Source organism: Lacinutrix chionoecetis, assembly GCF_053604665.1.
This window is the reverse complement of record NZ_JBSHNQ010000085.1, coordinates 152,630-166,225: the sequence shown is the minus strand read 5'-3', so window position 1 is coordinate 166,225 and position 13,596 is coordinate 152,630. Positions and strand designations below refer to the sequence as shown.

Annotated in this window: 14 protein-coding genes; 9 read left to right on the top strand and 5 right to left on the bottom strand. The window is 32.8% G+C overall.

The genetic code is table 11. The features are described 5' to 3' along the window. Positions 1-115: 115 nt before the first annotated feature. The 6 genes from ACVC43_RS12125 (at position 116) to ACVC43_RS12100 (ending at position 4,246) form a co-directional block, all read left to right on the top strand. A complete protein-coding gene (locus tag ACVC43_RS12125) occupies positions 116-1,528 on the top strand; it encodes an MBL fold metallo-hydrolase (protein ID WP_452224793.1) in 1,413 nt (470 codons plus the stop codon). Positions 1,529-1,676: 148 nt separating this feature from the next. Then, a complete protein-coding gene (gene trxA, locus ACVC43_RS12120; protein WP_452224792.1) occupies positions 1,677-1,973 on the top strand; it encodes a thioredoxin in 297 nt (98 codons plus the stop codon). Beyond that, complete coding sequence (locus tag ACVC43_RS12115; protein WP_452224791.1) at positions 1,973-2,563, top strand: methyltransferase domain-containing protein; 591 nt, start codon at positions 1,973-1,975, stop codon at positions 2,561-2,563. The genes trxA and ACVC43_RS12115 overlap by 1 nt, the downstream gene beginning before the upstream one ends. Positions 2,564-2,833: 270 nt before the next feature. Beyond that, positions 2,834-3,388, top strand: a complete 555-nt coding sequence (locus ACVC43_RS12110; RefSeq protein ID WP_452224790.1) for a YeeE/YedE family protein — start codon at positions 2,834-2,836, stop codon at positions 3,386-3,388. Between the two features lie 6 nt (positions 3,389-3,394). Continuing rightward, a complete protein-coding gene (locus tag ACVC43_RS12105) occupies positions 3,395-3,808 on the top strand; it encodes a DUF6691 family protein (protein ID WP_452224789.1) in 414 nt (137 codons plus the stop codon). A gap of 99 nt (positions 3,809-3,907) precedes the next feature. Further along, positions 3,908-4,246 (top strand): DUF4870 domain-containing protein, encoded by a 339-nt coding sequence (locus tag ACVC43_RS12100; RefSeq protein WP_452224788.1) that lies wholly within the window; start codon positions 3,908-3,910, stop codon positions 4,244-4,246. Between the two features lie 78 nt (positions 4,247-4,324). Here ACVC43_RS12100 and ACVC43_RS12095 read toward each other — a convergent pair whose 3' ends face one another. From ACVC43_RS12095 to ACVC43_RS12075, 5 genes are all read right to left on the bottom strand, one after another. Beyond that, positions 4,325-4,687, bottom strand: coding sequence for a hypothetical protein (locus ACVC43_RS12095; RefSeq protein ID WP_452224787.1), 363 nt, complete (start codon positions 4,685-4,687; stop codon positions 4,325-4,327). 245 nt (positions 4,688-4,932) lie between these two features. Beyond that, positions 4,933-6,051, bottom strand: a complete 1,119-nt coding sequence (gene dnaN, locus ACVC43_RS12090) for a DNA polymerase III subunit beta (protein WP_452224786.1) — start codon at positions 6,049-6,051, stop codon at positions 4,933-4,935. A 201-nt stretch (positions 6,052-6,252) separates the two neighbouring features. Beyond that, on the bottom strand, positions 6,253-8,649 hold the full coding sequence (gene gldG / locus ACVC43_RS12085) for a gliding motility-associated ABC transporter substrate-binding protein GldG (protein WP_452224785.1): 2,397 nt from the start codon (positions 8,647-8,649) through the stop codon (positions 6,253-6,255). Positions 8,650-8,799: 150 nt separating this feature from the next. Beyond that, positions 8,800-9,096, bottom strand: coding sequence for a putative quinol monooxygenase (locus ACVC43_RS12080; RefSeq protein ID WP_452224784.1), 297 nt, complete (start codon positions 9,094-9,096; stop codon positions 8,800-8,802). 47 nt (positions 9,097-9,143) lie between these two features. Then, on the bottom strand, positions 9,144-9,995 hold the full coding sequence (locus tag ACVC43_RS12075; RefSeq protein WP_452224783.1) for an SAM hydrolase/SAM-dependent halogenase family protein: 852 nt from the start codon (positions 9,993-9,995) through the stop codon (positions 9,144-9,146). A gap of 122 nt (positions 9,996-10,117) precedes the next feature. Between ACVC43_RS12075 and ACVC43_RS12070 the strand changes: the two genes are divergently transcribed. The 3 genes from ACVC43_RS12070 to ACVC43_RS12060 all read left to right on the top strand — a co-directional run bounded on the left by ACVC43_RS12070 (position 10,118) and on the right by ACVC43_RS12060 (position 13,596). After that, a complete protein-coding gene (locus ACVC43_RS12070) occupies positions 10,118-11,074 on the top strand; it encodes a PhoH family protein (RefSeq protein WP_452224782.1) in 957 nt (318 codons plus the stop codon). 85 nt (positions 11,075-11,159) lie between these two features. Further along, entirely contained in the window at positions 11,160-12,116 is a 957-nt protein-coding gene (locus ACVC43_RS12065; RefSeq protein ID WP_452224781.1) for a phosphoribosylaminoimidazolesuccinocarboxamide synthase, read from the top strand. Between the two features lie 103 nt (positions 12,117-12,219). Then, positions 12,220-13,596: an alanine/glycine:cation symporter family protein gene (locus ACVC43_RS12060; protein WP_452224780.1), complete on the top strand. Its 1,377-nt coding sequence runs from the start codon at positions 12,220-12,222 to the stop codon at positions 13,594-13,596.

Here is a 13,596-nt window from a genome sequence, read left to right as displayed (position 1 = left end):
CTTTTGTTACGCCAAAAAATAATTATTAAAACTATTTTTGAATAGTCAATTGCGATACAATTAATAGAAAAGAGCTTAAAGGCTTACATTTCACATAAATTAAAAAATAGATACTATGAAAATCGAACAAATTTACACTGGTTGTTTAGCACAAGCAGCCTATTATATAGAAAGTAATGGAGAAGCAGCAATTATAGATCCATTAAGAGAAGTACAACCTTATATTAATAGAGCAAAATTAGATGATGCCAAAGTGAAATACATTTTCGAAACGCATTTTCATGCCGATTTCGTTTCAGGCCATTTAGATTTACAAAAGAAAACAGGAGCTCAAATTGTTTTTGGACCAACAGCAAAACCTTCTTATGATGCCTTAATAGCAGAAGATGGTCAGGTATTTGAAATTGGAGACTACAAGATAAAAGTAATACACACTCCAGGTCACACCATGGAAAGTACAACGTATTTGTTAATAGACGAAAACGGAAAAGAGCATGGTATCGTAACAGGTGACACTTTGTTTATCGGAGACGTTGGGCGTCCAGATTTAGCTCAAAAAGTCGCTTCAGATTTAACTCAAGAAAAACTGGCAGGTTATCTTTTCGATTCGCTTAGAAATAAAATAATGACATTACCAGATAGCGTTATTGTGTATCCAGCACATGGAGCAGGTTCTGCTTGTGGAAAAAATATGAGCAAGGAAACTACAGATACCTTAGGTCATCAAAAAGAAGTTAATTACGCTTTGCGTGCAGACATGACTAAAGAAGAATTTATAGCTGAACTTTTAGATGGTCTGGGAGAACCACCAGCATATTTTCCACAAAACGTCAAGATGAATATTGAAGGTTATGAAAGTTTTGATAAAGTAATGACAAAATCCCAAAAACCATTATCACCAAAGGCTTTTGAAGCTGCAGCAAATGAAACTGAAGCCATTGTTTTAGATGTACGTCACCAATCGGAATTTGTAAAAGGCCACATACCACGTTCTATATTTATTGGTATTGATGGTGGTTTTGCACCATGGGTTGGTGCTTTAATTGCCGATGTTAGTCAGCCAATATTATTAGTCGCTCCAGAAGACAGAGAGGAAGAAGTAATTACACGTTTATCGCGTGTTGGTTTCGATAATGTTATTGGTTATTTAGAAGGTGGTTTTAGTGCATGGAAAAAGGACGGAAAAGAATATGATACGTTAGCATCTATTTCTTCAGAAGAATTTGAAAAGCAATATCCGGAAAATAAAGATGTAGTTTTTGATGTAAGAAAAGATGGAGAATTTCAGTCTGAACACATCGTAGATGCAAAGCATACTGCTTTAGATTCTATTAATAGTCATTTAAACGAATTTCCAGATAATAAACCATTTTACGTGCATTGTGCAGGTGGTTACAGATCTGTAATTGCTGGATCAATTTTAAAAAGCAGAGGTATACATAATTTAATAAATGTTGAAGGTGGTTATGGTGCAATTAAAAACACCTCTATACCAAGAACAGACTATGTTTGCCCTTCTACATTATAAGTTTATTATTTGTAGAAAAGAGTTGATAGCGTGTATTCCATCTCTGTAATGCACGCTTATTTTATATAACAGGTTACTGGTAGATTAGCTACTTTTTTTTGTCAGTGGTGCAACTGGCAAGTTTATAATAAAAAAACTAAAATTAATAATGAGTAAATTTTCAGAAATCATAAATAAAGACACACCAGTTTTAGTAGATTTTTATGCTACCTGGTGCGGACCCTGTAAAACTTTAGGTCCAATTTTAAAGGAAGTAAAAGAAATGTTAGGAGATAATGTCTCTATTATTAAAATAGATGTGGATAAAAATCAACCTTTGGCAACCAAATATCAAGTTAGAGGTGTGCCAACAATGCTATTATTTAAAAACGGACAGCAGGTGTGGAGACAGTCTGGTGTGCTTCAAAAGGAAGAATTAGTAAAAATTATTGAGTTGCATAGGTAATGGATTTAAGCTCAGGTTATTGGGATAATAGATATAAGGATAAGGATATTGGCTGGGATTTAGGCGAAATTTCTCCGCCCTTAAAAGCCTATTTCGATCAATTACAAAATAAACATATTAAAATTTTAATTCCTGGAGGAGGTAATAGTTACGAAGCTGAATATCTTTTTAATAATGGCTTTAAAAATGTGTATGTTGTAGATTTATCTAAAACAGCACTTAGTAACATTAAAAAAAGAGTCTCAGCATTTCCTTCAACACATCTTATTGAAAAAGACTTTTTTAAATTAGAAATGGCTTTCGATTTAATTATAGAGCAAACCTTCTTTTGTGCTATCCATCCAAGATTAAGGCTTGCCTATGCAGAAAAAGCATTCAAATTATTGAAAACTAATGGGAAAGTGGCAGGTTTATTATTCAATGTGCCATTAAACCAAACACATCCACCTTTTGGAGGAAACAAAACAGAATATATGGAATACTTTAAGCCATATTTTAAAATTAAAATAATAGAGGAAGCTTACAATTCTATTAAACCAAGACAATATAGGGAGTTGTTTTTTATCATTCAAAAAAAGGTCGTAAAGTAAGGCTCCTATTAATAAATTATTATTTCTATCGATAAATAATATTATCTTAATATTAATACAGTCAATGGGTTTTTTAGGGAGCTTTTCATTGGCGTTAATTAACTTCCAATGATGTTATGTATTACTTCCATCGGTTGATTGCTTTTTCTTATAAAGTACATCATAAGAACTTAAACTAAATGAAATATTAAATGTATTAATCGCTATGTCACTATTGTTACATTTAATACTTTTTTAAAAAACTATATTTGCATCAAAACAGCTAGAATAATGAGTATTATTTATCAAACTTGGCCTTGGTATGTATCAGGGTTTTTAATAGCATGTATTATGTTATTTTTATTGTTAATGGGAAAAAAATTTGGCATGTCTTCCAACTTAAGAACATTTTGTGCGGCTTGTGGAGCAGGTAAAGCCAGCGATTTTTTTAAGTTTGATTGGAAGTCAAGCAGATGGAATTTATTAGTGGTTTTGGGTGCCATGTTAGGTGGTTTTATAGCCTCTCATTATTTATCTAATTCCGAAATTCCTGCAATTAGCGAAGCTACAAAAGCGTCATTATCTAATTTAAATATCTCAACAGAAAACGGGTATTTACCTGTAGAGTTATTTTCAATGGAAGCGTTAAGCGATATTAAAGCAATAGTAATATTAATTGTTGGTGGTTTATTAATTGGTTTTGGTGCGCGTTATGCTGGTGGTTGTACTTCTGGACACGCCATTTCTGGGTTAAGTAACTTACAATTACCATCATTAATTGCAGTTATTGGTTTTTTTATAGGAGGACTAGTTATGGTTCACTTTTTATTCCCTTTTATATTTTAGAATTTTATGAAACAGTTATTATATATTTTTATTGGTTTATTATTCGGGATTATTATGTACAAATCTGAAGCAGCATCATGGTTTCGTATTTACGAGATGTTTCGTTTCGAATCCTTTCACATGTACGGCATTATTGGTACAGCTTTAGCTTTTGGTGTGTTGTTTGTGTTTTTAATAAAACGCTTCAATATTAAATCTTTTGATGGCAAACCAATTATAATACAGCCTAAAGAAAAATCATTTGCACGATATATCTTTGGAGGAATTATTTTTGGGTTAGGTTGGGCTTTGGCAGGAGCGTGTCCAGGACCAATATTTGTTCTTGTTGGAGCTGGCTACCTGCCAATATTAATTGTTTTAGTTAGTGCTACGCTTGGAACATTTTTATACGGTTTGGTTAAAAATAAACTCCCGCATTAATAATTTAACATTTTCATTTGTAACAATTTAGTAATCTTTAAGTCTTATTAGTATCAATCAATCACGCTGAAAATTTTTCAGCATCTAAATCAAAAGACTATGAAAGAAGACAGACAATTATTAGTAATTACTCATTTAAGTCAGTTATTAACAGCAATTACAGGTTGTGGAGGATTAATAGTACCATTAGTAATCTGGTTTACAAAAAAAGATGAGAATTATCAAATAGACGAGCAAGGCAAGAAAATTATTAATTTTCAATTAAGTTTAATTGTAAACTGTATTATTTGTATTCCATTAATTCTATTATTTGGATTAGGAATTATAGGATTTATAGTATTAGGAATTGTTTCCGTATTATTCCCAATTATTAATGCAATAAAGGCCAGCAACGGTGAAAACCCAACGTATCCATTATCTTATAATTTTATTAGTTAGTTAAATTAAATTAAAGATAAGTAAAAACGCAACCTTTTCAGGTTGCGTTTTTTTATTAGATTGATTGGGTTGCACACTTTATTGTTTAATAAATTCTAAATCTGTTAAATCGCTTAAAATTAAGTTTCCATCACTTGTAAAATGGTATTCTGTAATAACGTCCTGATGCTCTTCAAACTTAAAGATGGTAAGGCTATCAGCCGAGATTTCCCAGTTATAAGAAGTGGCACTCGACAGCTCTTGGTCTTTTTCTAATTTCACCCAAGTGGTTTTTAGCACTTCGTTGTTAGTATTAAATGTAAGCTTGTATTTAAAACTATCATTAACATCGCTTCGTAGCCATTCGCCAACCAAAGCATTTTCACCTTTGTCATTATTATTACAGGACAATTGTGCTACTGTAAATAGTGCTAAGAAGATAATTTTAATTACTTTTTTCATTGTTTTGGATTAATTTTGTCGTCTTAAAAATCAGGATACTTATTGAGGGAATTAATTTGTATCCATTTTTAAAGAGGGCACAAAGTAATAAAATTACTACAAAAAAAGAACTGTAGAGAAGAGATTAGATATAATAAAAAACGCAACCAGACAGATTGCGTTTTTTTATTGATAGTAATTAGTTTATACCGTAATCTCTAAAAACGTGTTTTGTACGTCGAGATTTTTGTTTTTCCGTTTATTAGTTAGCTGTTTAACATCACAGGCATTACCAACATGGTAACGTGCTCACCTTCGTCTAATCCATCAACTGGAGTTAAAATTCCGGCTCTGTTAGGCATACTCATTTCTAATTGAACATCTGTTGCATTGAGATTGTTTAACATTTCGGTTAAAAAACGAGAATTAAAACCAATTTGCATATCGTCTCCTTGATAATCACAGGTTAAACGTTCTTCAGCTTTGTTACTATAATCTATATCTTCTGCCGAAATATTTAATTCTGCACCAGCAATTTTTAAACGAATTTGGTGCGTTGTTTTGTTAGAGAAAATACTAACACGTTTTACCGAATTTAAAAACTGAGTACGATCAATACTTAATTTATTCGGGTTTTCTTTTGGTATTACTGCTTCGTAATTAGGGTATTTACCATCGATTAAACGACAAATTAATACTGTGTTTTCAAAAGTAAATTTTGCATTAGAATCGTTATACTCAATCGTTACATCTTCATCACTTGAGGCTAAAATACCTTTTAACAATGTCAACGGTTTTTTAGGCATAATAAATTCTGCAACTTGAGAAGCAGATACATCGTCTCTTGTATATTTTACCAGTTTGTGAGCATCTGTCGCTACAAAGGTTAAATTATCTGTAGAAAATTGAAAAAACACACCACTCATTACTGGTCTTAAATCATCGTTACCAGCAGCAAAAATGGTTTTGCTAATTGCAGTTGCTAAAATATCTCCTGAAATTGTTGTAGAACTTGGATCCTCTAGCGTTACAGCTTTTGGAAACTCTGCACCATCTGCATAGGCTAACGCATATTTACCGTGATTAGAACTAATTTCTATAGTATTGTTTTCTTCAACAGTAAACGTTAATGGTTGCTCTGGAAACGTTTTTAAAGTATCTAATAACAAACGCGCAGGAATGGCAACGCTACCTTTACTATCACTTTCAATATCTAAAGTAGAAGACATTGTCGTTTCTAAATCACTCGCAGAAACAGTTAATGAGTTATTATCGATATCGAAAAGGAAATTATCTAAAATTGGTAAGGTATTTGAGCTATTTATAACTCCGCCTAAAACTTGCAATTGTTTAAGTAAATAAGTACTTGATACTATAAATTTCATTTGATTTTTTTATTTTTTTCCGACGGAAAAATGGAGCATTCATTTAAAGATTATTGTAGAATAAGCTAAAACTAAGAATGCTTCATAATATATAATAGTCGTTTTAATCTTGAATAATTAATTACTACAAATATATTGTTTAACAGTTTAAAACTGAAACAAACTTATTAACAAGTTTTTTCTTGTAAAACGATAAATTTTCTATGCTTTTTTACTGTATTTACGTTTTCTGATTGCATTAAAAATAAAACCAAATACGCCTAAAATCAACAAAGGCAATAGGATGTTAATAATCTGCCATTTCGTTTTCTCTTTCGCAATTTTTGCTTGATCTAAAAAAGCGACTTTTACTTCTTTGCTTCTAATGTTTATAAGTCCGTCATCGTCTAAGAGATAATTAACAGCATTGAGTAGAAATTCTTTGTTGCCGTAAGTTTCTTTAGTCCATTTATCGAACCCTAAGGTTGTTGGTCTGCCTTTTTCTATATCATTTTTAATAACATCGCCATCAGCAATTATAATCATTTTAGTGGCTTCACTTTTGGTTTTATCATTATCGAGCTTAACTGGTTTTACACGATTGTTGTAAACCGAAGTAAATTCGCCTTCCAATAATACCGCCAGATTTTGCCTGCCTTTTGTGAATAATTCTGAAGCTGGTTCTTTTAGTGCAAAACTTAAACTAATCTCCTTTGGAGTACCTTCTAAACGACTTGGTTTATCACTCTTTAGGAGAATTGTCTTTTTAATATCGTTCTTTAATGTATCGATTTGGTTGGCAAAATCGAACTTAATAAAGTTTAAATTATTAGTTATAGGATGGTTAACATCGCTTAAAGCCAAAGGCGAGTATGGCCATAAAAAATGCTGGAGTTTCAAGCTTTCATCTTGACCAGTTTCTAAAGTAATCCTGCCAATATTCTGACTTTTAACACTGGTAAGCAATGGGTTTATTCTGGCTCCATATTTAAAAAAGAAATCGGTTAAATTTAAATCTCGAGGTACAGCAATATTTTTACCTTCGGCATTAAATAGGCTGTCTTTCTCCATAATAATTTTATCAATGAGCCACAGGCTTTTTCCGCCATTCATGGTGTATTGATCCAGTACGTATTTCTCTGCTTCAGAAAAGGCTTCAGTTGGTTTTGCTGCAATAACTAAGTCGTATGTGTTTAAAGATTTTGATGTTTTTTGTGCATTTGTTGCTACACTATCTAACGTAAAAGGAGCAATGTAATAATACTGACCGAGCGTTTTTAAAAAGTCGGCAATCTTAATATCTGGTAGTTCATTATTCCCTTTTAAAATGGCTATTTTTCTACGTTTAGGATTTACTAACTTGCTTAAACCATCAGCAAAAGCATATTCTAAATGCTGCACAGAATTAGAAACCAGTTCCTGCTGGTTGGCATTAACTTTATACTTGACCAAAGGAATTTCTACCGTTTGATTTTTGTAGCTTGCCAAAGCCCAAGGAATAATAACACGCTGCGATTGCTTTCCATTCTCCTGAACGCTCAATTGCATAGGTGTTAAGCCTCGTTCATTAAGTTGTGCAATGTTGCTATCGCGGGAACTTTCATCTTCTATAGGGTTTATAAAACTGAATTTTATATTGCTGTTATATGCCGAAAACTCCTCTAATAGCTGTTTGGTTTCGGTTTGTAATCTTCTAAACTCCGAAGGAAAATCGTCACCTTCTAAAAAAACATCAATAACAATAGGTGAATTAACATCTTTTACAACATTTAAAGACGCTTGATTAAGTGTGTAACGACCATCTGTAGTTAAATCGAAACGTTGATATAATGAGGAACTTAAAACGTTCAAAATTATTAAACCTATAGGTAAAATAGCAATTAATAGCCATTTGGTAGATTTTGAGCCTTCAGCATTTACACGTTTAACGGTAAGAAAAATAAATAGGGCTGTTACACTTAAAAAATAAAAAACATCTCGTGTGTCTAAAACGCCACGACTCATGCTTTTATAGTGTGAAGCCATACCTAATTGTTCTGTAAAACTACTGTTTAGAAACTCAGCCAGTCCTTCAAAACCAACATAAAAGAGGAAGCATAAAAAAACAGCAGTAATAAACGCCACAATTTGATTATCGCTTAAAGTAGAAGAAAAAATACCAATTGCAGTATAAGCTGCTACTAAAAACATCAAGCCAAAATACGAGCCTAACGTGCTGCCAACATCTAAATTACCAATTGGATTTCCCAATTGATTTACTGTGTAAACATAAAGTAATGTTGGTATAAGCGCTAAGATAATAAGTATAAAAGCACCAAGATATTTACCTAAAACAATGCGTAAATGCGAAATGGGCTTTGTTAATAAAAGTTCTAAAGTGCCTTGTTTTTTCTCATCGCTAAAACTACGCATGGTTACTGCAGGAATTAGAAAAATAAGAATCCATGGAGCCAATAGAAAAAATGATGATAAATCTACAAAACCGTAATCTAAAATATTAAATTCACCTTTAAACAGCCATAAAAACAAACCGTTTAAGAGTAGAAATATCGCTATCACCAAATAACCAATTGGTGACGCAAAGAATGAATTTATTTCTTTTTTTAGAATGGCAAACATATATTTTAGTTGAAAGTATTTAGAGTGTTATGTTAATGCGAATATAATAATGTTATTTGTCATTATGAGGCGCTTTTTTAGCGACGTAATAATCTGTTTATTTTTTATTTCAATTTTGAAGGTTCTCACCCTTTGCTCTCAATGCGATTTTTATTTTAATGACACAACTTTATCCACACTCCAGGCTTCAGGCTTTGCATTAAACATGGGTTTGGTTTGTGACCAAACACTTTTAAATAATTCAGAATGTCTGTAGTTATTTAAATCGGTTTCAGTAGTCCAATAGCTATACGTAAAAAAAATGTTTGTATTGTGTTTGTCTCTATATAATTCTAAAAACTGGCAGCCTTGAAAGTCACGAATTTTTTGTTTTACAATTTCGAAGTTAGCAAGAAACTGCTCTATATTTTCTTCGGCAAAACTCATTTTTACAATTCTAACAAACATAATTCAAGTTATTTATTTTGGTTTTAAACAGTGTAAACAACTATATATTAAGGACTACCAATTGTTGACTTAACAAAATTAATAGTTACGGTATCTCTCAATTTCAATCCCATTAACGAACTCGCGCCGCCAACATTTCCAGTATTACCTTTGTAAATTGCAATTTCCAAATAATTAGAAGAATTAAAAACCACCAGTCCTCGGCCTTCGTCGTTACGGTTTTCTTCTGGGATTGTAAAATTTATAATATCGCTGTATTTTGAGTGTATCTTTCTAAATTTATGACTTCGTGCAGATATTTCGTAATGACGACCTTTACATAAATTATCGAAAAAAGCTTTTTTTATATTCGTTACAACATTTTCGTAATTATCGATATAGATAACACTGCCAATAATTTGTGTTTGCTCATCATTTACATATGGCTCTAAATTTTTTATAGGCTTAATTTCTCCAATAGTTTTTCCAATAACTCCTAATGTGCCACCACGAGCAATGTGGCAAGCCACTTTTACAAATACATCTAAAACAGGGAAACTGGTTTCAATTTTATCATGAATATTAATCTCCACTATTTGTTTTGGTGCAATTTCTGCACAAATCATACTCATGATGCCATTATTGGCACATACAAAATAATGACCATCTAATTCTAAGGCGATGTGCTTGTTTTCTTTGTTAATTTCAGAATCTATTCCAATAATATGTATCGTTCCTTTTGGGAAACTATTGTAAGCATTTTGAATAATATATGCAGCCTCTGGCGTATTAAATGGTGAAACCGAATGAGAGATATCAACAATTCTAACCTCAGGCATTTCGCTGTAAATAGCGCCTTTTATCGCACCAGCAAAGTGATCTTTCTCACCAAAGTCTGTTGTTAATGTGATAATTGCCATTTAGTATTTGTTGATATTTATTTTTATTTAAGCGAATAAAAGTTCTATAACTTCCTTAAGTTTATAACGCAGAACAAAACTAATAAATTAGAATAGAATTACTCAATTAAAATGAACCGCTTTTGAACGAAATAATTATTCAACTTGAAGAAATCACTCCAAAAGAATTTTTTGGTGCTGGAAACGAAAACATTAAACTTTTAAAAAAGTATTTTCCTAAATTAAAAATTGTAGCAAGAGGCAATGAAATAAAGGCCTATGGCGAAGAAGACCTTTTAGAGGAATTCGATAGACGACTCAACATGCTCCTTAAGCATTTTGCTAAATACAATAAACTCGACGAAAATGTTATAGAACGAGTACTAACCAGCCAAAGTAGCGACGATTATGCAACCAGCGAAAAAAGTGGAGAAACTATTGTTCATGGTGTTAATGGTAAATTAATTAAAGCTCAAACGGCAAACCAACGTAAATTGGTAGAACTCATGCGTAATAATGATATGGTTTTTGCTATTGGTCCAGCAGGAACGGGTAAAACCTACACAGGAGTAGCATTAGCAGTACAGGCTTTAAAAAACAAGGAGGTTAAGCGTATTATTTTAACACGTCCAGCCGTAGAAGCAGGAGAAAATTTAGGGTTTTTACCTGGTGATTTAAAAGAAAAACTCGATCCTTATATGCAACCACTATACGATGCGCTTCGAGACATGATTGCTGCAGAGAAGCTTGCGCAATATATTGAAAACGGCACCATACAAATTGCACCTTTGGCATTTATGCGTGGTCGTACACTGGATAATGCTTTTGTAATTTTGGACGAAGGACAGAATACAACACATGCCCAAATGAAAATGTTTTTAACACGTATGGGTAAAAATGCCAAGTTTCTGCTAACTGGAGATCCTGGACAGGTAGATTTACCGAGACGTACCATTTCCGGATTAAAAGAAGCTCTATTGGTGCTAAAAGATATAGAAGGTATAGGTATGGTTTTTCTTGATGATAAAGATGTTATTCGTCATAAACTGGTGAAAAAGGTAATTGCAGCCTATAGAAATATAGAGAATGCAGAGGCTTAATTTTTTAGTAATAATTCCAAAGTAAATTTTTAGTTTTGTCATTTCGCACTTCATGCGAAATACATAGAATTTAATTTTATTAAAAGTGGCGAAAAGCAACACAATTACAGATTCAAATTTCAACTTTACAGGACAAAAAAGTGTCTATAAAGGAAAAGTAAGAGCAGTTTATAATATTAATGACGAAGAATTAGTCATGGTAGCAACAGACAGGTTAAGCGCTTTCGATGTGGTCATGCCTAAAGGGATACCTTACAAAGGGCAGATATTAAACCAGATTGCAACCAAATTTATGGCTCAAACCGAGGATATTGTTCCAAATTGGTTAACAGCAACACCAGATCCTAATGTGGCAGTTGGGCATTTATGCGAACCATTTAAAGTAGAAATGGTTATTCGTGGTTACCTTTCTGGGCATGCCGCCAGAGAATACAACGCAGGTAAACGCATACTTTGCGGTGTAAGTATGCCAGATGGCATGAAGGAGAACGATAAATTTCCCACGCCAATTATTACACCAGCAACTAAAGCCGAAATGGGAGATCATGATGAGGATATTTCGCGCGAAGAGATAATAAGTAAAGGTATAGTTAGTGAATCAGATTATCTTGTTTTAGAAGATTATACACGAAAATTGTTTCAACGTGGAACAGAAATAGCCGCATCTCGTGGATTAATTTTAGTCGATACTAAATACGAATTCGGTAAAACAAAAGAAGGGAAAATTGTATTAATTGATGAAATTCATACGCCGGATTCTTCTCGCTATTTCTATTCAGATGGCTACCAGGAACGCCAAGATAGAGATGAAGCGCAAAAGCAACTGTCTAAAGAGTTTGTTCGCCAATGGCTTATTGCTAATAATTTTCAAGGCTTAGAAGGACAAACAGTGCCTTACATGAGCGATGAATACATTGAAACTGTTTCAGAAAGATATATTGAGTTATACGAAAACATTATGGGAGAACAGTTTGTAAAGGCAGATGTTTCTAATATTCATGACCGTATTGAAAAGAATGTAGAAGCTTATTTAGCGAAATAGTTTCTTTTTCAACTTTTTAACAAAGACCTCGCATGTTTCAAAAAACAAGTGAGGTCTTTTTGTTTAGTATTAATTCAATACATTTATATAAATTATTTTTTTTTTGGATACACTCGACCAACTCATTTCAGACTTTTCCTCCTTTGTTTGGGGATTACCATTGCTAATTATATTAATAGGAGGCGGATTATTTCTTCTTATTTATTCTAAATTTTTACCATTTCGCTATTTAGGTCATGCTGTACAAGTCTTGCGTGGTAAATATGATAATCCAGACGATCCTGGAGAAATTAGTCATTTTCAAGCGCTATCTACTGCTTTATCTTCAACCATTGGCATGGGTAATATTGCAGGTGTGGCTTTAGCCATTTCAATTGGTGGACCAGGTGCTATGTTTTGGATGTGGATTAGCGCAATAGTTGGGATGTCTACTAAATTCTTTACATCCACATTAGCAGTAATGTTTCGAGGCAAGGATAGTAGCGGACAATTACAAGGCGGACCAATGTATTTTATAACCGAAGGATTAGGAAAACACTGGAAATGGTTAGCCGTTTTATTTAGTGTTTTTGGTATGTTTGGAGCTTTACCAGTTGTTAATGTAAATCAGTTAACACAAGCAATTAACGACATTATTTTAATTCCTAATGGTGTAGAGGTGGGTTTAAAAAGTAATTTATTAATTGCTTTAATGTTAGTTGTTGTAACTTCAATAGTCATTTTTGGTGGTTTAAATAGAATTAGTAAAACGGCCTCTAAATTAGTGCCATCAATGGTATTTCTTTACTTTGCATTAGTGCTCTTTATTTTAGTCATGAATTACCAGGAAGTTCCCAAGTACTTTTTAATGATTTTTACAGATGCTTTTGGCGCTAATTTTTATAAAGGAGATTCTTTTTTAGGTGGTGTTTTAGGAGCGCTTATACTCTTGGGTATTCGCAGAGGAGCATTTTCTAACGAAGCAGGAATTGGTACAGCACCAATGGCTCATGGTGCAGCAAAAACTAACGAACCTGTACGAGAAGGTTTGGTAGCTATGCTAGGGCCAGTAATAGATACTTTAATTGTCTGTACGCTAACTGCCTTGGCGATTTTAGTCACTGGTGTATGGGAAACAACATCAGATAATGGTGTGAGTTTAACTGCAGCTGCCTTTAAGGCTACTATGCCAGTTATAGGAGATTATTTGTTAATGATTTGCATATTTGTGTTTAGTATTTCGTCTTTATTCTCCTATTCTTATTATGGCTCTAAATGTTTATCATTTTTAATTGGTGCAGATAAAAAACATTATTACAATTATTTTTATATTTTTAGTATTGTACTGGCAGCTACCACACCCTTTGCAATGATGATTAATTTTATCGATGGTGTTTTTGCGCTAATGGCAATTCCAACAATGGTTGGTACTTTGTTACTTGCACCTAAGGCAATGACCGAAATTAAAGCATACATTAAAAGACGAAATAATACCCGTTAA